The 25,761-nt window shown below is 65.0% G+C and carries 23 protein-coding genes; 9 read left to right on the forward strand and 14 right to left on the reverse strand.

Annotated features, from left to right (window positions below):
- Positions 1 to 85 precede the first annotated feature (85 nt).
- On the forward strand, positions 86 to 988 hold the full coding sequence (locus tag AB7245_RS19585; protein ID WP_439034694.1) for a LysR family transcriptional regulator: 903 nt from the start codon (positions 86 to 88) through the stop codon (positions 986 to 988).
- On the opposite strand, the gene AB7245_RS19590 is transcribed toward AB7245_RS19585, so the two are convergent.
- The 3 genes from AB7245_RS19590 to AB7245_RS19600 all read right to left on the reverse strand — a co-directional run bounded on the left by AB7245_RS19590 (position 985) and on the right by AB7245_RS19600 (position 4,490).
- On the reverse strand, positions 985 to 2,064 hold the full coding sequence (locus AB7245_RS19590; protein WP_439034695.1) for a D-TA family PLP-dependent enzyme: 1,080 nt from the start codon (positions 2,062 to 2,064) through the stop codon (positions 985 to 987). The two genes, AB7245_RS19585 and AB7245_RS19590, sit on opposite strands and share 4 nt — an antisense overlap.
- Positions 2,065 to 2,172: 108 nt before the next feature.
- Positions 2,173 to 3,984, reverse strand: a complete 1,812-nt coding sequence (locus AB7245_RS19595) for an ABC-F family ATP-binding cassette domain-containing protein (protein WP_439034696.1) — start codon at positions 3,982 to 3,984, stop codon at positions 2,173 to 2,175.
- A 2-nt stretch (positions 3,985 to 3,986) separates the two neighbouring features.
- Positions 3,987 to 4,490 (reverse strand): YaiI/YqxD family protein, encoded by a 504-nt coding sequence (locus tag AB7245_RS19600; RefSeq protein WP_439034697.1) that lies wholly within the window; start codon positions 4,488 to 4,490, stop codon positions 3,987 to 3,989.
- 107 nt (positions 4,491 to 4,597) lie between these two features.
- On the opposite strand from AB7245_RS19600, the gene AB7245_RS19605 reads away from it, so the two are divergent.
- Entirely contained in the window at positions 4,598 to 5,398 is an 801-nt protein-coding gene (locus AB7245_RS19605; protein WP_439034698.1) for a hypothetical protein, read from the forward strand.
- 18 nt (positions 5,399 to 5,416) lie between these two features.
- The gene (locus AB7245_RS19610; RefSeq protein WP_439034699.1) at positions 5,417 to 6,841 is read left to right on the forward strand and encodes a DUF5107 domain-containing protein; all 1,425 of its coding nucleotides are present in this window, start codon (positions 5,417 to 5,419) and stop codon (positions 6,839 to 6,841) included.
- Positions 6,842 to 6,896: 55 nt separating this feature from the next.
- Here the strand turns inward: AB7245_RS19610 and AB7245_RS19615 are convergent, their stop codons facing one another.
- The gene (locus tag AB7245_RS19615) at positions 6,897 to 9,269 is read right to left on the reverse strand and encodes a xanthine dehydrogenase family protein molybdopterin-binding subunit (RefSeq protein ID WP_208071887.1); all 2,373 of its coding nucleotides are present in this window, start codon (positions 9,267 to 9,269) and stop codon (positions 6,897 to 6,899) included.
- Between the two features lie 212 nt (positions 9,270 to 9,481).
- On the opposite strand from AB7245_RS19615, the gene AB7245_RS19620 reads away from it, so the two are divergent.
- The 3 genes from AB7245_RS19620 to AB7245_RS19630 all read left to right on the forward strand — a co-directional run bounded on the left by AB7245_RS19620 (position 9,482) and on the right by AB7245_RS19630 (position 13,222).
- On the forward strand, positions 9,482 to 10,555 hold the full coding sequence (locus AB7245_RS19620; RefSeq protein ID WP_439034700.1) for a Ppx/GppA phosphatase family protein: 1,074 nt from the start codon (positions 9,482 to 9,484) through the stop codon (positions 10,553 to 10,555).
- Position 10,556: 1 nt separating this feature from the next.
- Positions 10,557 to 11,249, forward strand: a complete 693-nt coding sequence (locus tag AB7245_RS19625; protein WP_439034701.1) for an RlmE family RNA methyltransferase — start codon at positions 10,557 to 10,559, stop codon at positions 11,247 to 11,249.
- 116 nt (positions 11,250 to 11,365) lie between these two features.
- Positions 11,366 to 13,222, forward strand: a complete 1,857-nt coding sequence (locus AB7245_RS19630; RefSeq protein WP_439034702.1) for a hypothetical protein — start codon at positions 11,366 to 11,368, stop codon at positions 13,220 to 13,222.
- Between the two features lies 1 nt (position 13,223).
- Here the strand turns inward: AB7245_RS19630 and AB7245_RS19635 are convergent, their stop codons facing one another.
- From AB7245_RS19635 to AB7245_RS19645, 3 genes are all read right to left on the reverse strand, one after another.
- Complete coding sequence (locus tag AB7245_RS19635) at positions 13,224 to 14,156, reverse strand: TorF family putative porin (RefSeq protein ID WP_439034703.1); 933 nt, start codon at positions 14,154 to 14,156, stop codon at positions 13,224 to 13,226.
- A gap of 5 nt (positions 14,157 to 14,161) precedes the next feature.
- The gene (locus tag AB7245_RS19640) at positions 14,162 to 14,779 is read right to left on the reverse strand and encodes a VIT1/CCC1 transporter family protein (RefSeq protein ID WP_439034704.1); all 618 of its coding nucleotides are present in this window, start codon (positions 14,777 to 14,779) and stop codon (positions 14,162 to 14,164) included.
- A gap of 239 nt (positions 14,780 to 15,018) precedes the next feature.
- Positions 15,019 to 16,509 carry an MFS transporter gene (locus AB7245_RS19645; protein ID WP_071914852.1) on the reverse strand — a complete coding sequence of 497 codons (1,491 nt, stop codon included), beginning with the start codon at positions 16,507 to 16,509 and terminating at the stop codon, positions 15,019 to 15,021.
- 469 nt (positions 16,510 to 16,978) lie between these two features.
- Here AB7245_RS19645 and guaB point away from each other — a divergent pair, with 469 nt between their 5' ends.
- From guaB to AB7245_RS19660, 3 genes are all read left to right on the forward strand, one after another.
- Positions 16,979 to 18,472, forward strand: coding sequence for an IMP dehydrogenase (gene guaB / locus AB7245_RS19650; protein WP_028150953.1), 1,494 nt, complete (start codon positions 16,979 to 16,981; stop codon positions 18,470 to 18,472).
- A 253-nt stretch (positions 18,473 to 18,725) separates the two neighbouring features.
- Entirely contained in the window at positions 18,726 to 19,748 is a 1,023-nt protein-coding gene (locus AB7245_RS19655) for an NADP-dependent oxidoreductase (RefSeq protein WP_439034705.1), read from the forward strand.
- 243 nt (positions 19,749 to 19,991) lie between these two features.
- Complete coding sequence (locus AB7245_RS19660) at positions 19,992 to 20,288, forward strand: hypothetical protein (protein WP_085402226.1); 297 nt, start codon at positions 19,992 to 19,994, stop codon at positions 20,286 to 20,288.
- A gap of 9 nt (positions 20,289 to 20,297) precedes the next feature.
- Here the strand turns inward: AB7245_RS19660 and AB7245_RS19665 are convergent, their stop codons facing one another.
- The 7 genes from AB7245_RS19665 to AB7245_RS19695 form a co-directional block, all read right to left on the reverse strand.
- Entirely contained in the window at positions 20,298 to 21,362 is a 1,065-nt protein-coding gene (locus tag AB7245_RS19665; protein ID WP_439034706.1) for a LacI family DNA-binding transcriptional regulator, read from the reverse strand.
- 41 nt (positions 21,363 to 21,403) lie between these two features.
- A complete protein-coding gene (locus tag AB7245_RS19670; RefSeq protein ID WP_439034707.1) occupies positions 21,404 to 22,432 on the reverse strand; it encodes a succinylglutamate desuccinylase/aspartoacylase family protein in 1,029 nt (342 codons plus the stop codon).
- Between the two features lie 61 nt (positions 22,433 to 22,493).
- Positions 22,494 to 22,838 (reverse strand): RidA family protein, encoded by a 345-nt coding sequence (locus AB7245_RS19675; protein WP_018645782.1) that lies wholly within the window; start codon positions 22,836 to 22,838, stop codon positions 22,494 to 22,496.
- A gap of 56 nt (positions 22,839 to 22,894) precedes the next feature.
- Positions 22,895 to 23,692 (reverse strand): transporter substrate-binding domain-containing protein, encoded by a 798-nt coding sequence (locus AB7245_RS19680; RefSeq protein ID WP_439034708.1) that lies wholly within the window; start codon positions 23,690 to 23,692, stop codon positions 22,895 to 22,897.
- A gap of 31 nt (positions 23,693 to 23,723) precedes the next feature.
- Positions 23,724 to 24,452, reverse strand: coding sequence for an amino acid ABC transporter ATP-binding protein (locus tag AB7245_RS19685; RefSeq protein ID WP_439034709.1), 729 nt, complete (start codon positions 24,450 to 24,452; stop codon positions 23,724 to 23,726).
- Positions 24,439 to 25,089, reverse strand: coding sequence for an amino acid ABC transporter permease (locus AB7245_RS19690; RefSeq protein ID WP_071914840.1), 651 nt, complete (start codon positions 25,087 to 25,089; stop codon positions 24,439 to 24,441). The genes AB7245_RS19685 and AB7245_RS19690 overlap by 14 nt, the downstream gene beginning before the upstream one ends.
- A gap of 10 nt (positions 25,090 to 25,099) precedes the next feature.
- The gene (locus tag AB7245_RS19695; protein WP_439034710.1) at positions 25,100 to 25,759 is read right to left on the reverse strand and encodes an amino acid ABC transporter permease; all 660 of its coding nucleotides are present in this window, start codon (positions 25,757 to 25,759) and stop codon (positions 25,100 to 25,102) included.
- Positions 25,760 to 25,761: the final 2 nt, after the last annotated feature.

Consider the following 25,761-nt stretch of genomic DNA (forward strand, 5'->3'; position numbering starts at 1 on the left):
GCGGGCTGGGTACGGGGTCCCCTTTAAGCGGGGTGACTAATATGCTACAATTCAATTAAGCCTATAAAGAATATGCGAGTTAGTTATGAATACCCATGACCTCGTCGCCTTCGTCGCTGTGGTCGAGACCGGATCAATCGTTGCCGCCTCGACGCGCCTCAATCTCACGCAGCCTGGCGTAACCCGGCGCATCCAGAATCTCGAGGAGATGCTGGGCGCGCAGCTGTTGGACCGCCTGTCGAAACCGTTGAAGCCCACGGCCGCAGGTCGTGAGGCCTATGAGCAGGGCCGGCGCCTTCTTCGGATGCTGGACGACCTCAAGTCAGGCGTCGCCAATGACGGCGTTGTGCGCGGCGAGTTCAGGCTCGGCCTCACGCCGTTTCTCTCCGAGGCCGGACTCAGCGCGCCGCTCGACGCGGTGCGTGCCGAATTTCCGGCACTGAGCGTGCGCGTCGTCTCGGGTTGGTCGCCCAGCCAAGTCGAGCGGGTCAGCCGCAACGAGCTGGATGCCGCCGCGATCTGCCTGCCTGACGGGGCAACGCCGCCTGCCGATCTCGTCGCCGACGATCTCGGGTCGCAGCCGGTGGTGTTCGTCGTCGCGCGCGACATGAAGATTCCGCGCACCGTCGACCTGGAGCGCCTGTCGCAGCTCTCGTGGGTGATCAACCAGGACGGTTGCGGATTTCGCGACACACTCAAGCGCCGCTTCGATGCAGAGCATTTACCGTTCACCGTCGCTGTGGAGGCGCTGGACAGCGAGCTTCGGCTGTCGCTGGTGTCACGCGGCCTGGGCGTCGGCCTGGTCACGCCGATCGGGCTGAAGCGCAGCGCATTTCGCGACAAGCTCAAGCCGGTCGCTGCGCGGGAGTTCAATCCCGCCGTGCGCGCATGGCTGGTGCATCGCCCGCCGGCCGGGCGACTGACTCGCCCGATCAACCTGTTCCGCGACGGACTGGATCGGGAGCTGCAAGCTCTAATTCGCGCCTAGCGCAGCTTCCCGCGCGCCGCCACCGGCAGCGTGCCGATGATCTCCTCGCCGCGCACCATCACCACCTCGTCCATCATGTTGACGACGACGCAGACGTGGTTCGGCACGATCCGCACGACGTCGCCGACATTGGGACGCGTGTTGCTGCGTGAGAGGTCGAGGAAGCCGTGTTCTTCCGCGAAGCGCGCAATTTTGGCCTCGGGGTGCTCCAGGATCAGGCCGTGGCCGTCGAGCCCGCCGGTGTCCGTCGTCAGCGTCTTCGAGCCGGCGTCCAGAATGCCGCGCTCGGGCGCGGCGCGGCTCACGACCGTCGAATAGATGTGCAGGGCGCAGTCGTCCCAGGTCGCGGAGCCCGCGGCGACCTGCATGCGGTCATTGTAGATGTAGGTGCCGAAGCGATGCTCGGTGCCGCCCTTGAGCTTGCCGAGATTCTTCAGGTTCGGCGTGCCGCCGGTCGAGACGATCTTGGCGTCCAATCCGTGCGCGCGCACGCCGGCCAGCGCCTCGTCGTAGAATTTCTGCGCGTCGGCCCAGCCGGTCTCGGTCGGGTACAGCATGAAGCCGGCGAATTCGAGCCCCTTGGACCCGGCGATCTCGCGGGCCAGCGCAATCGCCTCAGCCGGGGTCTCGACGCCCGCGCGCTTGCGCCCCGTGTCGCATTCGACCACGACCGAGAGCGGACGACCCGAAGCCGCTGCTGCCTTGGGCAGGCCGGCGACGACCGTCGAGTTGTCGGCAGCGACTGTCATGTTCGCCTTCGCCTGCAGCGCGCCGAGGCGCGCCATCTTCTCTTCGCCGAGCAGATTGTAGCTGATCAGGATGTTGTCGATGCCGGCATTGGCCATGATCTCGGCCTCGCCGAGCTTCTGGCAGGTGATGCCCTTCGCGCCGGCCGCAACCTGCAGCTTGGCGATCGTCGGGTTCTTGTGCGTCTTGATGTGCGGCCGGTTGGCGACACCCGCATCGTCGCAGGCCTTCTGGATCCGTGCGATGTTGCGCTCGACCCGGTCCATGTCGATGACGGCGCAGGGCGTGCCATATTCACGGGCGATTTTGGCGGCGAGGGGAGTGGTCATGTGATCTCTCTATTTCTGGACCCGTAGGATGGGTAGAGCGCAGCGAAACCCATCAATACCTAATCCCGTTGTGCGATGAGTTTCGCTGCGCTCGACCCATCCTACAAATTACGCTTGCTCGATTTCTTCGCGGAGCATTTCCAGTTCGAGCCAGCGCTCTTCGGCGGCAGACAATTCGTCATGCGCCTTGGCGATGGCGGCGGAGGTCTCGTCGAATTTCTTGCGGTCTTTGGTGTAGAGATTGGGATCATCGAGGAAGCGCTGCAGCTTGGCAATGTCGGCGTGCAGGGTCTCGATCTTCTTCGGCAACGTTTCCAGCGCGTGCTTCTCGTTGAAGCTCAACCGACGTTTTGCCGTGGCGGGCGGAGCAGCCAGCCGCTCCTCTTTCTTCTCCGCGGGGGCTTGCGCCTTCGTCGTGTCGCGCTTGAGATCGGCACCGCGCTGCGCCAGCATGTCGCTGTAGCCGCCGGCATATTCGGTCCACTTGCCGTTGCCTTCGGGGGCGATCACGGACGTGACGACGCGGTCGAGGAAGTCGCGGTCGTGGCTGATCAGGATCACTGTGCCCTCGTAGTCGCCGAGCATGTCCTCGAGCACGTCGAGGGTTTCAAGGTCGAGATCGTTGGTCGGTTCGTCCAGCACCAGCAGGTTCGAGGGTTTTGCCAGCGCGCGGGCCAGCATCAGCCGGCCGCGCTCACCGCCCGAGAGCACCTCGACAGGCGTGCCGCGCTGCTCCTGGGCGAACAGGAAGTCCTTCATGTAGCCGACCACATGCTTCGGTTTGCCGCCGACCATGATCTGGTCGCCACGGCCGCCGGTTAGCGCCTCGGCCAGCGTCGACTTGGGATCGAGGCTTTCGCGGTGCTGGTCGAGCGTGGCCGTCTCAAGATTGGCGCCGAGCCGCACGATGCCGGCATCGGGCTCCGCGCCGCCGGTGAGCAGGTTGACCAGCGTGGTCTTGCCGGCGCCGTTCGGTCCGACGATGCCGAGCCGGTCGCCGCGCTGGATGCGGGTCGAGAAATTGTCGACGATCACGCGGTCGCCGAAGGCCTTGCTGATGCCCTTGGCCTCGATCACCAGCTTGCCGGATTGCTCCGCTTCGGACGCAGCGAGACTGGCGGTGCCGGCCGTGCCGCGATAGTTGCGGCGCTGGTCGCGCAGTGCATGCAGATTGCCGAGCCGCTTGACGTTGCGCTTGCGGCGGCCGGAGACGCCGTAGCGCAGCCAGTGCTCCTCGTCGACGATCTTGCGGTCGAGCTTGTGCTGGTCGCGCTCTTCCTCGGCGAGCACCTCGTCGCGCCAGCTCTCGAACGAGGCGAAGCCACGATCGATCTGCTTGATCTTGCCGCGGTCGAGCCATGCGGTCGAGCGCGAGAGATTGGTGAGGAAACGGCGGTCATGGCTGATGATCACCAGCGCGCCGCGGCGGCTGTCGAGCTCCTTTTCCAGCCATTCGATGGTGGAGAGGTCCAGATGGTTGGTCGGCTCGTCCAGCAGCAATATGTCGGGCGAGGGCGCCAGCACGCGTGCCAGCGCGGCGCGGCGGGCCTCGCCGCCTGAGACGTTAGCCGGGTTCTCGTTGCCGGTGAGCCCGAGTTGCTCGACCAGATAGCGCGCCTGATACGGATCATCGCCGGGCGCGAGGCCCGCCTCGACATAGGCGAGCGTGGTCTTGTGGTCGCCGAAATCCGGCTCCTGCGGCAGATAGCGAACGGTCGCGCCGGGCTGCACGAAGCGCGTGCCGCCGTCGGCCTCGACGAGGCCGGCTGCGATCTTCAGCAGCGTCGACTTGCCCGAGCCGTTGCGGCCGATCAAGCAGACGCGCTCGTCCGGCGCGACGTTGAGCTCGACGCCGCTCAGCAGCGGCGTGCCGCCAAAGGTGAGCTTGATGTCTTTGAGTTGGATCAGGGGCGGCGCCATGACTAGCCTTGATTCAAATTCTGGCTCGTCGCGGCCTGGTCGGCACGGCGGCGCTGGATCCGGCGCAGCGTCTGGTCGAGCGCGGAGAGGAACGTGGAGCGGTCGCGTGGCGCGAAAGAACGTGGGCCGCCGGTGACCTCGCCGGCCGAACGCAGATCCGTCATCAGATTGCGCACCGCCAGCGTCATCCCGATCGACTCTTCCGTGAACGGCTTGCCGTTCGGTGCGATCACGTCGGCGCCCGCTTTCACGCAACGGCTCGCCAGCGGAATGTCCGATGTCACGACGACGTCGCCCGGCTTGGCCCGCTCCGCGATCCAGTCGTCGGCGGCATCCATGCCGGCGCCGGCCGCGATCCGCTCGATCATCGGGTCCTGGGGCACGCGAATAAAATTGCCGGCAACCACGCTCACGGGCACGCCGTGCCGGAGCGCGACGCGGTAGATCTCGTCCTTCACCGGGCAGGCGTCGGCGTCGACATAGATGCGGGTGGGGGTATCAGTCATTCGCCGCGTGGTACCCCATTCGGGCCGCAAAGGCGAGGGGATTGACCGGTGTTCCCGGGGGCCTACGATCAACCCTGAAACAACAAGAATTCAGGGAAAGGCCCGCCATGCCGAACCGGCTCGAAACCTACCGCGTCGAGGCCTACAACACCGCCAAACAGTCCGAAAACAAGATGCATGACGACACGGTGGCGCGCCGCTTCGGCTTTTCCGGCGGGCTGGTCCCCGGCGTCGATGTCTTCGCCTACATGATGCACGTGCCGGTGGCGCGCTGGGGCCGCGATTTCCTGTCGCGCGGGCTGGTCGAGGCCCGCTTCATCAAGCCGGTCTATGATGGCGAGACCGCCGATGTCGATGCGACCGAGCACAACGGCCTGCTCACGATCGAGGTGTTCAGCCGCACCGAGCTCTGTGCCACGGGCACGGCCTCCCTGCCGGTGGCCGCGCCTGTGGTGTCGCTGAACGACTATGTGGCGGTGCCGGTCGTAGCCGAACGCAAGCCGGTCAGCCCCGCGACTTTCGAGACCGGCAAATGGCTGGGCACGATGCCGCGCCGCTGGGCCGGACAGGACGCGACCGACTATCTCGCCGACGTCAGGGAGGCCGATCCGATTTTTGCGCGCGAGGGGCTCGGCCATCCAGGCCTGATCCAGCGCGTGATGAACCGCGTCCTCGTCGACAACACGATTTTGGGCCCGTGGATCCATGTCGGCAGCCGCATGCAGCTGCTGTCGGCCGCGGGCGCCGGCGACGAGATCACCGCGCGGGCAAAAGTCATCGCGAATTACGAGAAGAAGGGCCACCGCTTCGTCGAGCTCGACGCGCTGGTCGTAGCCAACGGCACGACGCCGCTGGCGCACTGCCAGCATACTGCGATCTACCAGCCGCGCGAGCAGGCGGCGGCCTGAAAGCCAGTTGAGGTCTCCTTGCGCGCCCTCGTTTGTTTTGGAATAGCACTCATTTTGTCACTCCAGGCGCTTTGCGTCGTGCATGCCGCCGGACCGGTGTCCGATAGTGTGTCGCTCAGCGAGCAAACGACGACGTGGAGCACCGTCAAATTCGCCGTCGACGGGGAGAATGGCTTTGTCAGCGGGTCGCTCGACAAAAGCATCATCGTCGAACGCAGTTTCAAATCCTACGTGCTTGAGAATCGATATCTGAGGGTAACGCTCGTGCCCGAATTCGGAGGGCGTATTCTTTCCATCGTCTACAAGCCGACCGGCCACGAGCAGCTTTATCGAACGGAAGTCGGAGTGCCCTACGGCATGAAGGCCGGAAATTTCTACTACGACTGGCTGATGGTGTACGGCGGAATCTTTCCCACGTTCCCGGATGCCGAGCACGGCAAGACGTGGCTGAAGCCGTGGGCTTTCCGGGTGGTGAAGGAGGGCGCCGACGAAGTCACGGTCGTGATGTCGTTCCGGGATGACTTCGACTATTCCGCGCGGCCGAGCAAGTTCAGGGGTGCGACCGGCATCGAGGCGAACTACTACGTCACGCTGAAGGCCGATCGTGCCGCACTCGATGCGCGCGTGGTGCTGAAGAATCCGAACGACGAGGCTGTCCAATACGAGTACTGGACGTGCACGACGCTCGCTCCGGGATCGGAGCCGAAAAATCCCAGGGCAACGGGCGGCGCCGAAATCATCGCGCCGATCCGAACTTACACGACGCCTGCCTGGTCGGCCAATCTGGCAGACGGCGACGAGAGCGCGGGTATGGGCAGGCGGCGCTTCGAAAACCTGCGCTACTTCAAGAACTGGCCAACGATGGGCATCGCCTATGCTGCACCAGATATGCAGGGCGGGAATTTCTGGGGCGTCATCAACCATGACAATGCAGAAGGAATTATTCGCATTGCGGACAATACCCTCACGCGGGGCTTGAAGATGTGGACGTGGGGGTTTCCGTCACTCACCGGCGAAACCGATGCCCGGAAGGATCCGAACGAGTGGCGGCCGTATGTCGAATTATGGGCGGGCGTGTCAGACCAGTTTTTCCACAGCGCAGACTTTCCCGCACGCAGTGAGGTGTCGATTCCGGAAACCTACAGCCCGACCGTTGGCATGAGCAACGTGACGCATGCGAACGAGAAAATCCTGATCAATTTCTCGGCCGAGGCGTCTCACGCCGTTCTCGAGTTCTTCAGCATCGAACCGGCCATCCCGTTGCTTGTCACGTTGAAACAGGGTGACATCGCTCTGTTCAGCGGGGTCGTGAGCGCCGATCCGAACAGCGGAAATCGCATTTCGGCAGCGATTGCCGACGGCCGCAGCGGGGAAAAGATACGGCTAACGATCACCACCACGGCGGGAAAGGAGTTGATCGCCGCCGAAACGGCGATCAAGTGATCTCTTTCGGAATGCCGCTCGAACCCCCGGCGTTGTCACGATCGCGGAACTCCCCCTACGCCGCGTTCCCCTTAGCATCCTGGATGGCACGCCACACCCGCTCCGGGGTCAGCGGCATGTCGATGTGCTTGATGCCGTAGTCGGAGAGGGCGTCGAGCACCGCGTTCACCACCGTCGACAGGCTGCCGGCGCAGCCGGCTTCACCGCAGCCCTTGCTGCCGAGCGGATTGGTCGTGGCCGGCACCGGATGATCGCCGACCGTCATGTTCGGAACGTCCTCCGCGCGCGGCAGCGCGTAGTCCATCAGCGATCCGGTGATCGGCTGGCCGCTCTCGTCGTAGCGGACATGCTCCATCAGCGCCTGGCCGATGCCCTGGACGACGCCGCCATGAAGCTGGCCCGCGACCAGCAGCGGGTTGATCACCGTGCCGAAATCGTTGACCGCGCTGTAGCGCACGATCTGCACCACGCCGGTATCAGGGTCGATCTCGACCTCGGCGACGTGGCAGCCGTTCGGGAACGCCGAGGGCACCGGCTCGCTGGTATGGTCGACGTCGAGGCTGTCAGGCACGCCGTCCGGCACCTTGCCGTCATGCAGCTTCCTCGCGAGCTCCATGATGTCGATGCTGCGATCGGTGCCGGCAATGGTGAAGCTGCCGTCGGCGAACTCGATGTCGGCCTCGGAGGCTTCCAGCATGTGCGCGGCGGCGCGCTTGCCCTTCTCGATGACGAGCTTGGCGGCGCCCACGATGGCCATGCCGCTCGCCGTGATCGAGCGCGAACCGCCGGTGCCGTTACCGGTGTGGACGATGTCGCTGTCGCCTTGCTCCAGCTTCACGCTGTCGAACGGCACCCCTAACTGCGCGCACAGCACCTGCGCGAATGCGGACGCGTGGCCCTGGCCGTAATCGAGTGTGCCGGTGATGAGCTGTACCGAGCCATCGGGATCGAACACGATCTTGCCGAGTTCGGGGCTCGGCGGCGCGGTGACCTCGAGATAGGAGCCGACGGCGATGCCGCGCAGCTTGCCGATCTTCTTGCTCTCTTTCTTGCGCTTGGTGAAGTTCTCGTGGTCGGAGATTTCGAGCGCCTTGTTGAACACCGCCTGGAAGTCGCCGCTGTCATAGGTCACGCCGGAGGAGGCCGGGAACGGCATCTGGTTCGGCTTGATGAAGTTGCGCTTGCGCAAGGTCAGCCGGTTGATGCCCATCTCGTCGGCGGCGCGGTCGATCAGCCGCTCCATGTAGTAGTTCGCCTCGGGCCGGCCGGCGCCGCGATAGGCGCCCATCAGCGTGGTGTTGGTGAGCACCGTCTTGATGTCGACGGCCATCAGCGGCGTGCGGTAGACGCTGGAAAAGTTCTTTCCGGTGTTGAGCGAGAGCGGCCCCGGCGCGACGCCGGTGATGTAGGCACCGAGATTGCCATAGCCTTCAAGCTTTGCCGCGAGGAAGTGCCCTTCGGCGTCGAGCGCCAGCTCGGCATGGATTTTCTGCGCACGGCCGTGGCTGTCGGAGAGGAAGCTGGTGGAGCGTTCGTCCAGCCATTTCACCGGGCGGCCAAGCTCCTTGGCCGCGTACAGGATGCACATGTATTCGGGGTAATTGACGTTCTTCATGCCGAAGGAGCCGCCGACATTGGCGGTGAGGACCCGCACCTTCTCGTTCGGCACCTTCAGGTTCTTGGCGAGGTTGGCGCGGTTGCCCGCAACGCCCTGCGTCGGCATCTGGATGGTGTAGCGCTCGGTCTTCTTGTCGTAGGAGGCGAGCCCCACGCGCGGCTCCATCGAGACCACGGCGACGCGGGTGTTCTCGATGTCGACCTTGGTGACGTGGGCGGCACTGGCGAAGGCCGCGTTCACCTTGTCCATGTCGCCGTAATGGTAGTCGAGCGCGACATTGTTCGGGATGTGGTCATAGAGCAGCGGTGCACCGGGCCTAGCGGCTTCCTCGGGATCGGTCACCGCCGGCAGCGGCTCGATATCGAGCTCGACGGCTTCGGCGGCGTCGCGCGCCTGCGCCAGCGTGTCGGCGACCACGAAGGCGACGGGATCGCCGACGAAACGGACCTTGTCGGTCGCCAGCGGCTGCCGGTTGGTCTGGAGCAGGGGGGAGCCGTCGCGGCTCTTCAGCGGCAGGCCGCAGGTGAAGGGGCCGTAGCCGGCGGCATCGAGGTCCTTGCCGGTCCACACCCCCAGCACGCCCGGCATGGCCCTGGCGGCGTCGGTGCCGATGCCGCGGATGAGCCCATGGGCATGGGTTGAGCGGACGACCACGGCATGGGCCTGGCCGGGCAGGTTGAAATCGTCGGTGTAGCGGCCCTTGCCGCGCACCAGCGTATCGTCTTCCTTGCGGCGGACCGGCTGCCCGACGCCGTATTTTTGCAGTGCAATAGCGTTTTCGAGCGTGGACGATTTGGTGTGTTCTTGCATGGAATTGACCTGAAAAGCCGGCAATCGCGCGTTTTGGGGGGCGCCTGGAGGACCGGACCCTCCAAAAATAACCCACGGTCCCGTTCACGACAACGCACGAATGGGCATGGTCCCATGTGATGCGTTGTTGCGCAGGCTTGCCGCGCTGCTAATGTTTCAGGCGAAAAAGCAATTCCAGATCGGCCCCATCGGGCCGCGGAAAGACAATTTGTATGAATGACCACACGCGGCTCCGCGACGGCCATGCGCCGCACGGTGGGCTGGATGGGTCGATGGCGGCGGTGGCGTTGGCCCCCGAACCGGCCGTCGCCGCGCAAGCGACGGGAACCGGCGTCTACGCGGCGCTGGACCTCGGCACCAACAATTGCAGGCTCCTGATCGCTTGTCCGACCAGCGACGGCTTTCGCGTGGTCGATTCCTTTTCGCGCATCATCCGGCTCGGCGAGGGCGTCTCGGCGACCGGCTGCATCAGCGAGGCCGCGATCGAGCGCGCCGTCGCCGCGCTCAGCATCTGCCGCGACAAGATCAATTTGCGCAAGGCCAAGCGGCTGCGGCTGATCGCGACCGAAGCCTGCCGGGCCGCCTCGAATGCGGAAGGTTTCCGCAGCCGCGTCGCGGCCGAGACCGGCATCGAGCTCGAGGTGATCGACCGCGAGACCGAGGCCTCGCTCGCAGTGCTCGGCTGCGCGCCGCTGGTCGACCCCCGGGGCAGGGGCGCGATCCTGTTCGACATCGGCGGCGGCTCGACCGAGCTGGTGCGGATCGAGCGCGATCCGCAAAATCCGGAGCCGCGCATCAAAGCCTGGATGTCGATCCCGCTGGGCGTCGTGACGCTGGCCGAGCAGTTCGGCGGCCGCGACGTCACGCCGGAAATCTATGCCGCGATGGAGCAGGAGGTCGCCAACCACGTCGCACCGTTCGCCGAAGCGCACGGCGGCGATCTCGCCGACATGCACCTGCTCGGCACCTCAGGCACGGTGACGACGCTCGCCGGCATCCATCTCAACCTCGCGCGCTACGACCGCCGCCGCATCGACAGCATCTGGATGAACGATTCCGACATCACCGCGACCATCAGCAAGCTGCTCGGCATGAGCTACGAGGAGCGCGCCAACAACAGCTGCATCAGCGTCGAGCGCGCCGATCTCGTGCTGGCCGGCTGCGCCATCCTCGATGCGATCCGCCGCGCCTTTCCGCTGCCGCGCCTGCGCGTCGCCGACCGGGGCCTGCGCGAAGGCATGCTGGTCGAGATGATGCGCGAGGACGGCGCACTCAGGAGCTGGTGAGATGGCCAAGGACACCACCGGCCGCTTGCACGTCCAGGTCAAGACCGGCGGCAAGCGCAAATTGTCGTCGAAGCTGTGGCTGGAGCGGCAGCTCAACGATCCCTATGTCGTCAAGGCGAAGGCGCTCGGCTATCGTTCGCGTGCCGCATTCAAGCTGCTCGAGATCGACGACAAATACCGCCTGCTGAAACACGGCATGGCGGTGGTCGATCTCGGCGCTGCGCCGGGCGGCTGGAGCCAGATCGCCGCCAAGCGCGTCGGCTCCGTCGACGGCAAGGGCAAGGTGGTCGCGATCGACCTGTTGGACATGCCCGAGATTGCCGGCGTCGATTTCGCGCAGCTCGACTTCATGGACAACGACGCACCCGCGAAGCTCACTGCGATGCTCGGGGGCGGCGCCGACATCGTGATGTCCGACATGGCCGCCAACACCACCGGCCACCGCAAGACCGACCAGCTCCGCATCGTCGGCCTGATCGAGACGGCGGCCGCGTTCGCCTGCGACGTGCTGAAACCGGGCGGGGCATTCCTGGCCAAGACGTTCCAGAGCGGCGCCGACGCCGATCTGCTGGCCCAGCTCAAGCGCGATTTTGCGACAGTGCGGCATGTGAAGCCCGCGGCCAGCAGGCAGGATTCCTCCGAGCGCTATGTGCTGGCGACGGGGTTTCGCGGCGGGCAGCTGGACCCGGGCTGACGTGTCACGCTCACATGAGCATGACGTTCACATCGATAACATCTTGAGCTGATAGATCCATCATCTGCAATTTCAGCGGGTGAGATCAATCCATGCCGTGCCTTCATCGACAACGCTTGCGCGTTTGCAAGCATCGCCTGTCCCTTGCCTCGGTCTCCTTTCTGGCGTTGGCGTCGCTCGGCTTTGCTTCGGCGACGACGTCGCGTGCAGGGACGTCGATCACGATCAGCACCCAGAGGCCTTACAATATCGGCCTCAGCGGCAACGACGATCTCGGTGATCTCAAGAAGATCTACCAGAGCGCGAACAGCCCGTCCGAGCAGGCTCTCGACCAGTTCAACCAGATCATCACCGATACCGGCATGAAGCGGACGCGCCTGCTGCTCAGCGATGTCTATTGCGATGTCGATCAGACCGGCGATGTGTTTGGGTACACGCAGGACGGCGTTTTCCATCCGGGGGACTGCCAGCCTCTGGCCTGGCATCTTGAGTGGGCCCTGGGTCGCGGGCTCTCGCCTCACGTGGCGGTCGCGGCCTTCATGCCGCCGCGCCTGGTGCAATACGGACCTGGCGAGAGTTGGAATCGGAACGGGCCGGCTCCGGCACTTTTCCAGAAATACGCCAACGCTCTCGTGCGATATATCGCGAAGAAATCGTTCGACGGCGGGGCGTCATCCGTCATCTTCGAGGTCAGCAACGAGGCTGATATCGCCGATTCAGCCCCGGAGAACTGGAGTGACACCAATCCTTCCGCCTACAGGCTCAAGCCATTGGGGTCATGGGGCCGTTGGCTGTGGTGGATGGATCCGGCCAAGTATGTCCTCAACCAGTGGACCCCGCTGCAGACCCACGTGATGTCCAAGGCCGAAGATCCGACCTTGTCGTACCCCTACGGGCTCGATGCGCGCCGTCTGCCCAGGCAGCTCTTGCCGGTTCAGAAGGTCTTCTCGCAGGCGATCGTGAACATCAGAAACGAACTCGCCGCCAACCAGAGTTATAACGGCAAGACGCTGGAAATGGCCGGGCCGGCCCTGGTCGGACTGAGCTTCAACTATTATCCGGCGGAGAATCTTCCGACGCTGGAGGAAGTCTTCCTCGACCAGACCTTCAATCCGCTGGCAGACACTTACTTGGCAAAATTCAACGCGCGGCTCGATCGTTTTTCGTTCCACTATTACGGCTCGACAGACGGCACCGGCGGTTTCGCGTTCTTCGACAATCTGGTCGACAAGGCCAAGGCCAAGCTGGACGCCTTGAAGAAGAACAATGCCAACATGCCCGACGTTAAACTGTTCCTGTCGGAATGGGGCCCTACGGCCTATGAGGCGACTGACGTCAATTATTCGCACAAGGGGGCGGCCTGGACGGCGGCGTTCCTGTCCGAAGCCGTGAAAAAGAAGATATCGATGGGGTCGTACCTCATTATCGGCGACGGCCAGGGGGATCCAAACATCACACCTTTCCTCGGCCAGGCCAGCCTGCTGCACAAGGTGCCGCACGGCGACAACCCGACCGATTACTACCCGAAGCCGGTCGCGAACCTCTTCAAGATGTACAACAAGATGTCAGGCCAGCGCGTGCAGGCTGCGCTCACCGGCGGATCGGGCTCCCACCTCAACGCGTTCGCGACCTGGGATGGCGCTAACTCGACCGCGAACATCATGGTCTACAACTATGATCCGACACGTGTCTTCGGCAACAACATTTCGACCGAGACGCCGGAGGGGATTTCGCTTGAGGTCGACAACCTGCCGTTCAGCGACGGCTCGACCGTGACGATTGAGCGCTACCTGATCGATGCGAATACCAGCAACCTGGCGAAGTTCTATTCCGATCCGACCCACCCCGATCCCAACCTGCAGAGGATATTGCTGCAGCGAACGATCAATAGCGGAAAGCTCGTCCTGACGGGCGACGCGCTCGGGCTGGGTGTCGTGCTCTACCGCATATTGCCGCCGACGGTGGTTCCCTAAATTAGTTGAACGCAAACCAGACCTTGGCGACGAATGTCGCGCCGCACCAGTTCGAGACCAGGCCGTCCGGGTTGGTGATCGGATTGACACGGCCGCCCGGCCGCGCATTTGGATCGCCTGTAAAGACGAAGCAGTTTTCCTTCGACAGATTGGTGTCGTAGTAGCGCAGATCGAGGTTGAGCGCCTTGTGCGTGAACGTCACGCCAGCCTGCCAGTTGAGATAGGCAGGCAGCGGGAAGCCGCCGAGTTGCGGGGTCTGGTTGCCAAACCAGGAATAGCCGGCGGCGGTGGTGAACGACACGGTCAGGTTCTGCAGCAGAAGCCGCTCCGGCACGTCGAAGCCGACTCCGGCCGCCACATATTGGCTCCAGGCGCCGGTGTTCGAGACGTTCGGAGAATAGGCGTAACCGCCGGCGACGCGGAACTGATCGCCGATGCGTCGATCGCCGCGGACCACGATCTCCCAATAATTGATGCCGTTGGTCTCGCCAGGAAGTCTTTCACCGGGATAGGCGAAATAGGTCGCCCCAAGATCAAAATCGATCGTGGCAATCTGCGGGCGCACGCCGGCGGCAAAGGTGAGTTCGGCGGCCGGTTGGGTCGGCAGCTTGACGGTGGCGACCGTTGTGCCGGCGTAGAGCGGGCCCCATCTCGTCTCGAAGGCGGCGCCGGCTGCGGGGCCATGATCGGACAGCGTGGTCCCGCGATAGATGTAGTCGGATGCAAGCCCCGCGCGAGCGCTGAATTCGAGCTCGTCGGCAGGCGTTGCGTGGGTGGTGTCGGCCGCCGACCAACCGCGGTTGCCGAGGCCGAGCGCCCCGGCCGGGGATTGGGCCAGCGCCAAACCGCCGGTCACGGGTGCAAGCCACAATCCGGCCAGCGCGGCAAATAAGGCGCCGCTTGCACCCCAAAGCGATGTTTCGTGTCGCCGCAAGTCGATCATCCTCCCAGAGCGACCGCGATGCCAACCAGCGTACTACCGACAGCCACCATCGCAAGTCCCGCCACCGAAGGCCGCAGCCCGCTACGAACCCCGAACACGTAACCGCAACAGAACAGCATCACGATGGCGACGGCGTAGGAGACGCGCAGCGCCAGTCTGGCGTCGCTCAGGAACAGGAACGGGATGACCACCGGGAAGGTCGACAGGAAGCTCAGCAGGCAAAGGCCGAGCGCTCCGATCCAGTCGCGCTTCGTCAGCCCTGGACCGGGAGCCGGCTCAGGCAATTGTTGCAGCCGTTTCCGCATCGATTCCAACTGCTCTACGGGCAGCATGGCCGACAATTCCGGCGGCAGCGCGTCGGCAATGACGCGGCGCGCTGCTTCGGGATCCGGCGCCTTCCGTATCGCGCGGAGGGTCAGAACCTTGTCTCCCCGGTCATTGATGCGCGCCAGCAGATAAAGACCGCCGTCAACGATGCCCCATGCGAGATTGCAGCCGAGCGCGCCGATCAGCATTGTTTGAATATTGATATTGGTCCCGGTCGCGACACCGAGCGAACAGATGAAGGTGAGGGCCATGATCAGCCCGAACAAGGTCTCCGAGATCCGTTCCATCGGATCAAGTACGTCCCCGAACGGAGTATCCGGTCCCAATAGAGCCATGGCTTGGTCTTCGATCACCGTTTGCAGGTGTCATCGAGGCTCATGTCCGGCTTTCGCTCCTTGAGCTAGGTCAAGGCGGCTGGGCACGAGTGCTGGGCCGATCGGCCGGCGGACGCCGCCCGTGCCCGCCACATCGTGGACGATTTTACGACGTCGGGTTCTGACCGACGTCGCTCGGACCTGATAGCGCTTTACCCCAGCCGCTGGTCCCGCACGTCCTGCGTATCCTCCGTCGCCGTCTTGACGGCGGCGGTCGCCGCGCTCTTTGCGGCGCCCTTGCGGCTGGCGATCTCCACCGCCTTGCGGCCGGAGATCTCGTGGCCGGCATCGGCGGGCATCTGCCAGAAGAACCAGCTTGACGCCGCCGAGGTCAGTGCGATCACGACGAAGGCCGGCGCGAACACGGTGGCGTCGATCTCGCTGACATGGTTGAACCACATCGTCGTTTCCACGCAGGCCGCGCCGACCGCGACGCCGGCGGAGACCGCGAGCTGCTGGTTGACGCTAACCAGCGTGGTGGCGCGGCTCATCTGCGCGGTCTCGACGTCGGCATAGGCCACCGTGTTGATCGCGGTGAACTCCAGCGAGCGGAAGAACCCGCCGACCACCAGGATCACCAAGATGATGAGCAGCGGCGTCGTCACCGTGAACAGTGCGCAGACGCCGAGGAAGAACGCGCTGACGATCGCGTTCACCGTCATCAAATTGCGGAAGCCGAAGGTGCGGATGATGCGCGCGGCCAGCGTCTTCATGCCCATGGCGCCGAGCGAGGAGCCGAAGGTGACGAGGCCGGAATGGAAGGGCGACAGCCCGAATCCGATCTGCATCAGCAGCGGAAGCAGGAACGGTAGCGCGCCGATGCCGAGCCGGAACATGAAGCCGCCGAAAACGGCCGCGCGCAGCGTCGGCAGCTTCAGCAGCGAAAAATCCAGCACCGGCGAACCTGTCCGCCGCGCGTGCAGGACGTACAGTGTCATCGAGATTGCGCCGCCCACAACCAGGGCCGCGACCGTGCTCCAGGGCAGAAGGTTGAGCCCGGCGACGGACAGACCGAACGCGATGCCGGCGAGGCCGACGCCCGCGAGCACCATACCGTAAAGATCGAACGGTTCCCGCGTCTCGCTCTTGATCGGATCGATGAAGCGCAAGGCCATGAAGATGCCGAGCAGCCCGATCGGAATGTTGATCAGGAAGATCCAGTGCCATGACGCATAGGTCGTGATGAAGCCGCCGAGCGGCGGGCCGATCACGGGGCCGATGAGGGCAGGGACCGTCACCCATGCCATCGCGTTGACCAGCGCGCTCTTGTCGACCGAGCGCAGCAGCACCAGGCGCCCGACCGGCGTCATCATCGCCCCGCCCATGCCCTGAAGGATGCGCGCGAATACGAAATCGGTGACGGAGGTCGAGAGTGCGCAGCCGATCGAGCCGACCATGAACACGCCGACCGCGATCGCGAACACCATGCGCGCGCCGAAACGGTCCGCAGTCCAGCCGCTCGCCGGGATGAACACCGCGAGCGACAGCAGATAGGAGGTGATGGCAAGCTTGAGCGTCAGCGGGCTCGTGCCGATGTCGGCCGCGATCGCCGGCAGCGAGGTGGCGATCACCGTCGAATCCATGTTCTCCATGAAGAGAGCGGTGGCCACGATCAGCGGGATGACGCGTTGCTTGTCGACCATGACGGATTGGTAATGAAAATCAGAAGGAAAGGTGGACTTGCGGCTTATCACCGCCGCTCCGCCGGGACCATTGCGGATCAACGCATAGCACCTAAATCCTGCGTAACAACGGTGTGACCCTCGACGGCGGGTGCACGCGCTCCCGCGTCATTCCGGGGCGCGCCCCTTGGCGAGCCCGGAATCCATCGGGCCCCAGAGACCGCTGCGGGATGGATTCCGGGCTCGCGACTTCGTCGCGCCGGGGAATGACGAGGGGGGCCGCCACCCGGCCATCCACGCCGAATTTACTTAAAAAGCCTGTGCATGGCTGGCCGGCGGTCCGATTTGCTTTGATTCGTCGCGTGGCCGTGCTATCGACCCGCGTCAACCCCACCGATGGGCTCCGATTCTCCGGTGATGCCGCAAGGCACGCTGAGGGCGGCGCTCATCCATAGCTATTTGCGGCAGGGCCGCAGGAAGGAGTTGGCAGATGGCCACGGTGCAACTTCAAGGCATTCGCGAAGCCTTTACGTTCGACGACGTGCTGTTGAAGCCGGGCCTGTCGGACGTCATGCCGGGCGAGGTCGACATCCGCTCCCGCGTCACCCGCGCCATTCCACTCAACATCCCGATCATGGCCTCCGCCATGGACACGGTCACCGAAGCCCGCATGGCGATCGCCATGGCGCAGGCCGGCGGCCTCGGCGTCATCCACCGCAATTTCGACCCGGAGGGGCAGGCCGCCCAGGTCCGGCAGGTCAAGCGCTACGAGTCGGGCATGGTGGTGAACCCGCTCACCATCAGCCCCGAGGCCACGCTCGACGATGCGCTCAAGCTGATGAGCGACCACGGCATCTCCGGCATTCCCGTCGTCACCGGTGCGAGCAAGAATACGCCCGGCAAGCTGGTCGGCATCCTCACCAACCGCGACGTGCGGTTTGCCACCGACCGCCGGCAAAAAGTCTCCGAGCTGATGACGCATGACGGCCTCGTCACAGTCCGCGAGAATGTCAGCCAGGACGAGGCGCGGCGGATGCTGCACCAGCATCGCATCGAGAAGCTGCTGGTCGTCGACGAGCAATATCGCTGCGTCGGCCTGATCACCGTCAAGGACATGGAGAAGGCGGTCGCTCATCCGCTCGCCTGCAAGGATGCGCAGGGCCGCCTGCGCGTCGCCGCCGCCACCACCGTCGGCGACACCGGCTTCGAGCGCACCGAGCGGCTGATCGATGCCGGCGTCGATCTCGTCGTCGTCGACACCGCGCACGGCCATTCCCGCCACGTGCTGCACGCGGTCAATCGCATCAAGCGCCTGTCCAACTCCGTCCAGGTCGTTGCCGGCAACGTCGCCACCACCGAGGGCGCGCAGGCGCTGATCGATGCGGGCGCGGACTGCATCAAGGTCGGCATCGGACCGGGCTCGATCTGCACCACGCGCATCGTCGCCGGCGTCGGCGTTCCCCAGCTCACCGCGATCATGGATGCGGTCGAGGCTGCAAAGAAGTCCGACATTCCCGTCATTGCCGACGGCGGCATCAAGTTCTCCGGCGACCTTGCCAAGGCGCTCGCCGCCGGCGCCGACATCGCCATGGTCGGCTCGCTGCTCGCCGGCACCGACGAGACCCCCGGCGAAGTGTTCTTGTGGCAGGGCCGTTCCTACAAGGCCTATCGCGGCATGGGCTCGGTCGGCGCGATGGCGCGGGGATCTGCCGACCGCTACTTCCAGCAGGACATCAAGGACACGCTCAAGCTCGTGCCTGAAGGCATCGAGGGCCAGGTGCCCTACAAGGGCCCGGTCGGCAACGTCATGCACCAGCTCGCCGGCGGCTTGCGCGCCGCGATGGGCTATGTCGGCGCAAAGGACATGAAGGACCTGCACGACAAGGCCCAGTTCGTCCGCATCACCGGCGCGGGCCTGCGCGAAAGCCACGTCCACGACGTCACGATCACGCGCGAGAGCCCGAACTATCCGGGCGCGGGTTAGGCGCTCCGCACACCGCTGTCATGCCCCGGCTTGACCGGGGCATCCAGTACGCCGCGGCCATTCGGCTCAATCACCGTAGCCTCTGGAATACTGGATCGCCCGATCAAGTCGGGCGATGACACCGAGAGTGTGGCGCGAGCGTGCCGCCTCTCGCCAGCGCATGCCTCCGCGACCAACCGCGCCACCGCTTTTGTATTGACGCGCATCGCTCCCTCCGCTTCCGTCCGGGTCGAAACAAAATCCGGAGGAAGCCATGTCCCAAGCCAAGCGCATCGTACTCGCCGCACGTCCCGTCGGTGAACCCAAGCCATCCGATTTTCGTCTGGAGGAATTCGCGATTCCGGCGCCTGGCGCGGGTGAAGTCCTGCTGCGCACGATCTGGCTCTCGCTCGATCCCTATATGCGCGGGCGCATGAGTGACGGTCCGTCCTACGCAGCACCTGTGCCGGTCGGCGGCGTGATGGAGGGCGAGGCGGTCAGCGAGGTTGCGGGCTCCAACAATCCTGATTTCGCCAAGGGTGACATCGTTCGAGCCCGTACCGGATGGCAGTCGCACGCAATCTCGAACGGCAAGGGCCTGATCAAGGTCGATCCGAAGCTCGGTCCAATCTCGACCTCCATCGGCGTGCTCGGCATGCCCGGCATGACCGCCTATACGGGCCTGCTCGACATCGGCAAGCCGCAGGAAGGCGAGACCGTCGTCGTCGCCGGTGCCTCCGGTGCGGTCGGCTCGGCCGTCGGGCAAATCGCGAAGATCAAGGGCGCGCGTGCAGTCGGTATCGCCGGCGGCAAGGACAAGTGCGACTACGTGGTGAAGGAGCTCGGCTTTGATGCCTGCCTCGATCATCGCGAAACCGATTTCGCCGCGAAGCTGAAGTTTGCCTGCCCGAAAGGCATCGACGTCTATTTCGAGAATGTCGGCGGCGCCGTGTTCGAGGCGGTGTTCCCGCTGCTCAATCCGTTCGCGCGCGTGCCGGTTTGCGGCCTCATCGCCCATTACAACGACACCGAGGCCAAGCCGCCGAAATGGGCGGCCAACATGATGCGCGCGACGCTGACCAAGCGGCTCACCTTCCGCGGCTTCATCGTCTCCGACTTCGCCAGCCGCCATGGCGACTTCCTGCGCGACATGTCCACCTGGGTCCGCGACGGCAAGGTCAAGTACAAGGAGTTCGTCACCGAGGGCCTGGACAGCGCACCCGGCGCCTTCATTGGGCTCCTGAAGGGCGCCAATTTCGGCAAGCAGCTGGTGCGGGTCGGGCAAGATAAGGCGTAAAGCGTTTTCGAGCGAAGTGGGTACCGGTTCGCGTGAAGAAAACGCGCCAAACCAGACGCTAGAGCCCCGGAACGGGGCTCTAGCTGCAAGGCCTAGTTGCAAGGGCGTCACACCCCGGACATCGATGGTTAACAAAGAGTGACCGATCGGCCACACCTGCCCGCAAAAGCCGCAGGTGTGACCGTCGGTTCATTGACGGCTGAGCGAAGGCATTGAATCATCGCGCATATTTTAGGTGCTGCGATGTTAGAGATTGGTATTTTCAGCGTAATCCTTCTGGCTGCCGGCTATTGGGCGACCCTGTTCGTCATGGGCCGTCGCGACGACGTCATCCATGGCAAGTTCGTCCACGTCGACGAGGAGGGCGATTTCACGCCAGCCGCGATGCCGGCGCCACCACCGCCATTCCCGAAACGTCCGGGCAAAGCTGCGCAGCCTGACAAGGTCCAGCCTGCGAAGGCGGAGGCGAGGCCGGTGAACAGCGATGCGCTGCAATCGCTGCTGGCTGCGATCCAGCAGGATCTCAAGACCATCGCCTGATCCGCAACCTCAGACGCTGCCGCGCTCGACCAGGAACAGCTCGACCGCGAGCCGCTGCTCGGCGCGCGGCGTGCCTGATAGCCGCGCCAGAAGCAGTTCGCCCGCGATCCGTCCCACGGCCGCCGCATCGAACGAGATGGTGGTGAGACCGGGCGTGATCTGATCGGCGACGTCGTTGTCGCCGAAGCCGAGCAGCGCCAGATCGCGCGGCACCGAGAGGCCGCGGGCGCGGGCCTCGATCAGCGCGCCGGTCGCAAGCAGATCGTTGGCGCAGAACACCGCATCGACGTCGCCGCCGCGTTCGAGCAGGGCGGTGAAGGCGGCGCGGCCGTCGGCCAGTCCCGTGATCTCACCGACGCCGATCTCGTGGACGATCTCGAGGCCCAGCTGTGCCGCTGCGCTCCGAAAACCGTCGCGGCGCAGCGCGCCACGGCCGCTGCCGCGTCCGATGAAGGCGACGCGGCGATGTCCGGCTTCAGCCAGCCTGCGCGCCGCCATCGCGCCGGCATCCGCATTGGGCAGGCCGACCAGCATGTCGATGGGGTCGCGCGGAAACGCGCAGGTCTCGATCACGGGAATGCCGAGCTCGAGCAGCGCGGCGCGATTCTCCTCGAGCTCGATCACGCCGGTGAACATCACTGCTGCGGGGCGAATGCCGCGCAGCGACTGGATCATCGCGACTTCCTTGGCATAGGAGTAGGAGGTCTGGCCGACCAGCACCTCGAAGCCTTCCGGCTCCAGCGTGGCGGCAAAGCTGCGCACCGCAAGCCCGAACTGCTGACTGAGGATGTTCGAGACGAAGGCCATCACCACGTTCGAGCGCCCCGAGCGCAGCGCGCGCGCATGCGGGTTGGACGCGTAACCGGTCGCCTCGATCACTTCGAGGATGCGCTCGCGAGTCTCGCGATTGACCTTCTCGGGGTGGCGTAGCACCCGCGACACCGTGATCGGCGCGACGCCCGCACGCTCCGCGACCTCCTCGATGCGCGGCGGCCGCCCGCTCGCGCTGGCGCGGCCGGGCGGCGCTGGAATGCGCACAACGTCGTCATAGGTCGGCTTTGCCGGATCGGTCATCGAATCCCGAGTGTAATCGCAGTCGGTATCGTCTCCAAAACTCAGCGCGCCGGCAGCTCGTCGCGTGACAGCGCGCGGCCGACCTGGACCAGGCAGTCGCCGCTCTGGCTGTCGGTGTGCAGGCGCTGCGAGATCACGATGCCGTCGGCGGGGAAGCGCAGCACCTCTTCCGGCAACTCCGGGCGCTCGAAGTCATGATACCAGCCGGCGACGTCGCCGGCCGCCACGCGCGTGCCGACCATGACGGCGGGCTCGAACCAGCCGCGCCGCGTCGCGAACACCGCCTGCGCATGGCTTTGCAGCGCCAGCAATTCGGTGGCGCGCTCGACCGGCGCATGTGGCCCCAGCACCGGCGCCTGGACGATGCCGAGCGCGAGCAACAGCCGGTCGATCGCGCGCGCCGTGAATGCCATCGTCTGCGGCGTGACGGTGCCGCCGCCGCCGAATTCACCGGAGAGCCCGATCGCGCCGGCGCGTGCGGCCGCGGCCATCGAGGTCGGAGCGGTCGCGCCGTTTTCGGCGACGAAGGCGAAAGGCATCCCCAGCCCCTCCATCAGGCGCAGCGCGTGGCTGAACATCTCGGGCGTGCCCTGCCGCTCGATCAGCGCGCAAGGCACATGCGCCATCGAGGTGCCGCCGGAATGGATATCGAAGACGACTTCGTGCCGCGGAAACAGCTCGTGCTCGAGGAAGTGCGCAAGCCGGAACGTCGGCGTGCCCGCGGCATCGCCGGGGAAGGCGCGGTTGAGGTTGCCCTCGTCGAGCGGCGAGCGTCGCCGCGCAGCCATCACGGCTGGCCAATTGGCGAAGGGCAGGATGGTGATCTCGCCTTTGACGTCCTTTGCATCGAGCCGGCGATACAGCCGCGTCAGCGCGATCTCGCCCTCATATTCGTCGCCGTGATTGCCGGCCATCAAGAGCAGTTTTGGCCCGGCGCCGTTCTTGATCCGGAAGATCGGGATCTTGAGCTGGTAGTAGGGGGAGCGATCGATCGAGAAGGGAATGCCGAGATGGCCCGACCATTTCTGGTCCTTCTCGAAATCGATCTCGTGGAAAAGTCCGGTATGCATGGCTTGCCTCGCGGCCGCGCCGTCGCCGGCGCCGGCCAAAGGTTGAAAGGATGGCGGCGCCCTAGAGCAAGGCGACCGCGGTCATCTCGACGCGCAGGTCGGGATCGGCGAGGCGGGCTTCGACGCAGGCGCGCGCCGGCGGGTTGGCCGGATCGATCCAGGCATCGTAGACCGAGTTCATGGTGTCGAAGTCGGTGATATGAGGCAGGAAGACGTTGACCGCGATCAGCTTGGAGCGGTCGGAGCCGGCTTCCTTCAGCAACGCGTCGATCTTGGCGAGCACCTGCTGGGTCTGCGACACGATGCCGGCCTTGCGGTCATCTGCGACCTGGCCGGCGATGTGCACCATGCCGCCGGCGGCGACGGCCTGGCTCATGCGCGAGCCGACGACGTAACGTTTGATCATCTCGAATTCTCCTCATGAAGATTGGCTCCCGCATGATGCGGGAGCCGTGCGCAAGCTTACAGCGTCGGCAGCGTCTGCTCTTCCTTGAACCACTTCAGTTGCAACGCGCCGAGCTTGCCGTTGAGCTTGTTGAAGAAGATGTCGGTGTTGATCCAGTTGAGCAGGTTCTGCTCGCCCTGGCGCACGCCGACATGAGCCGGCGACTGGCGGATCAGGAACTTCAGCTCGACCTCCTTGGTCGGGTTCTGATCCTGCACCTTCAGCGCGATGGCGCTGTTCTCGGCGAAGGTATCGGCCTGTCCCGCGAGAAACGCGGCGAGCGCGGCCGGCGTGTCCTCGAAGCGCACCAGCTTCACCTTTGGCGCGTTGTCGGTGAGCCAGACGTCGAGCGTCGAGCCCTTGGCCACCGCAACGCTGCGGCCGTCGAGATTGTCGGGCCTCTTGCCGGTCGCGGCCGGAATTGCCTTGGCGCCATAGACGCCGAGATTCACCACGGCATAAGGCTGCGAGAACATCACCTGCTGGGCGCGCTCGGGCGTCGCGCCGAGGCCCGCGATCAGGATATCGATCTTGTCGGAGAGCAGGCTCGGGATGCGCGCTGCGCCCGTCACCGGCACGAGCTCGAGCTTCACGCCCATGTCGGCGGCGATCAGCCGGGCGAGATCGGCGTCGAGGCCTGCGATCTCGCCCTTGTCGTCCTTGAAGCCCCACGGCGCGGCATCGGTCAGCAGGCCGACGCGCAGCTTGCCCGCGCCGAGAACGTCCTGGAGCTTGTCGGCTTGCGCGAGGGTGGGGGCAGCGAGCACGGCGAGCGCCGTGGCTGCGATCGCAAAGAGGGATTTTAGTGGTGTCATGGCTCTCTCCTGATCGGGGATTGGTGGATGGCTATTTGGCGGACGCGATGAAGCTGGCGAGCTCGGGGGTTTCAGGATTGGCGAACAGCTTTGCCGGCGGTCCCTGTTCCCAGACGCGGCCCTGATGCATGAAGACGATGCGGTTGGCGACGTTGCGGGCAAAGCCCATCTCGTGGGTGACCAGGATCATGGTCATGCCCTGCTTCGCCATCGCCTCCATCACCTTCAGGACTTCGCCGACGAGCTCGGGGTCGAGCGCAGAGGTCACCTCGTCGAACAGCATGAGGTGAGGGGCCATGGCGAGGCAGCGCGCGATGGCGACGCGCTGCTGCTGGCCGCCGGAGAGCTGCTCGGGCCAGGCGTCGATCTTGTCGGCGAGGCCGACGCGGGTCAGCACATCTTCCGCCAGTGCACGCGCTTTCGCTTTGTCGATGCGGCCGGTGAGGAGCGGAGCCAGCGTAATGTTGCGCTCGACCTTCAGGTGCGGAAACAAGTTGAAAGCCTGGAACACGATGCCGACGCGTTGACGGAATGCCTTCAGGTCAGGCATCCTGGCGTGGACCTTCTCGCCCTCGACGCGGATCTCGCCGGAATCGACGCTCTCCAGTGCATTGATGCAGCGGAGCAGCGTCGACTTGCCGGAGCCGGAGCGGCCGATGATCGTGACGATCTCGCCTTCCTCGACGTCGAGCGAGACGCCCTTGAGCACCTCGACCTTGCCGAATGTCTTGTGCACGTCGCGGATTTCAACGAGAGCCATCGAGGCGGGCCTCCAGAGAGCGGGACCAGAGCGTGAGCGGCAGGCACAGCGCGAAATAGATCGCGGCGACCAGCGCGTAGGTGAGTAGCGGCTGGAACGTCGCCGCGCTCACGACTTGCCCGGCGCGGGCGAGCTCGACGAAGCCGAGGATCGAGGCGAGCGAGGTGCCCTTGATCAGCTGCACCAGGAAGCCGACGGTCGGCGGCAGCGACAGCCGCAGCGCCTGCGGCGCGATGATGTGACGGAATTGCTGCCAGGCGGAGAGGCCGAGACAGCTGCCTGCCTCCCATTGCGCCTGCTTCACGGCTTCCAGCCCGCCGCGCCAGATCTCGCCGAGGAAGGCGGCGGTGTAGAGCGTGTAGGCGACGGTCACGGCAACGAGGGCCGGCACCTGGATGCCCAGGAACATCGGCATGCCGAAATAGAAGAAGAACAGCAGCCCGAGCAGCGGCACGCTTTGGACGATCTGGATGCACGCCGCCATCGTCCAGCGCAGGCCGGCGAAGCGGCTGATGCGGCCCGTGGCGAGCGCTAGCGCCAGCGGCGCACCGAAGGCGAGCGCGAGCACGACGAGCGCAACTGTCCAGCGCAGCGCCGCGAACAGCGAGACGAAATCGATGAGGGTGAAGGATCGCATCGCTGTCCCCTCAGCGCCGCCGCGGCCAGCGGAAGGCCGCCAGACCGATGATGGCGAACAGCGCCTTGAACGACATCGCCATCGCGAAATAGACCACGCAGATCACCGCATAGACCTCGAAGCTGCGATAGGTGCGGCTCTCGATGAAGCCCGCGACGTGAAACAGCTCGTCGGCCGCGACCTGCGAAGCGAGCGAGGTGCCGAGCAGCAGCAGGACGAACTGGCTGGTCACGGCCGGATAGGCGTTGCGCAGCGCCGGCGGCAGCAGGATGTGACGGAACACCTGCCAGCCCGACAGGCCAAGGCACTGGCCGGCCTCGATCTGGTTCTTCGGCACGGAGTCGAGGCCGGCACGGATGATCTCGACCGAATAGGCCCCGAAATAGAGCGACAGCGCGACGGCAGCGGCTTCGAACGCCGGCAGCTTCAGGCCGAAGTTCGGCAGCACGAAGAAGACGATGAAGATCTGGATCAGCGACGGCGTGTTGCGGAACAGCTCGATGTAGCCGCGCACCAGCCACCGCAGCGGCATGATGCGGCCGTTCAGCGCGACCGCGCCGGCAACGCCGATCAGAAGCCCGGCCAGCGCCGCGATCACCGTCAGCTCGAGCGTGACGATGGCCCCGTCGATGAGCTGGTTCTGATAGCGCCACAGCGGCAGGAAATTCATCG

Origin of the sequence: Bradyrhizobium sp. 604_D8_N2_3 (assembly GCF_051810765.1) — a bacterium.
Taxonomy (GTDB): domain Bacteria; phylum Pseudomonadota; class Alphaproteobacteria; order Rhizobiales; family Xanthobacteraceae; genus Bradyrhizobium; species Bradyrhizobium barranii.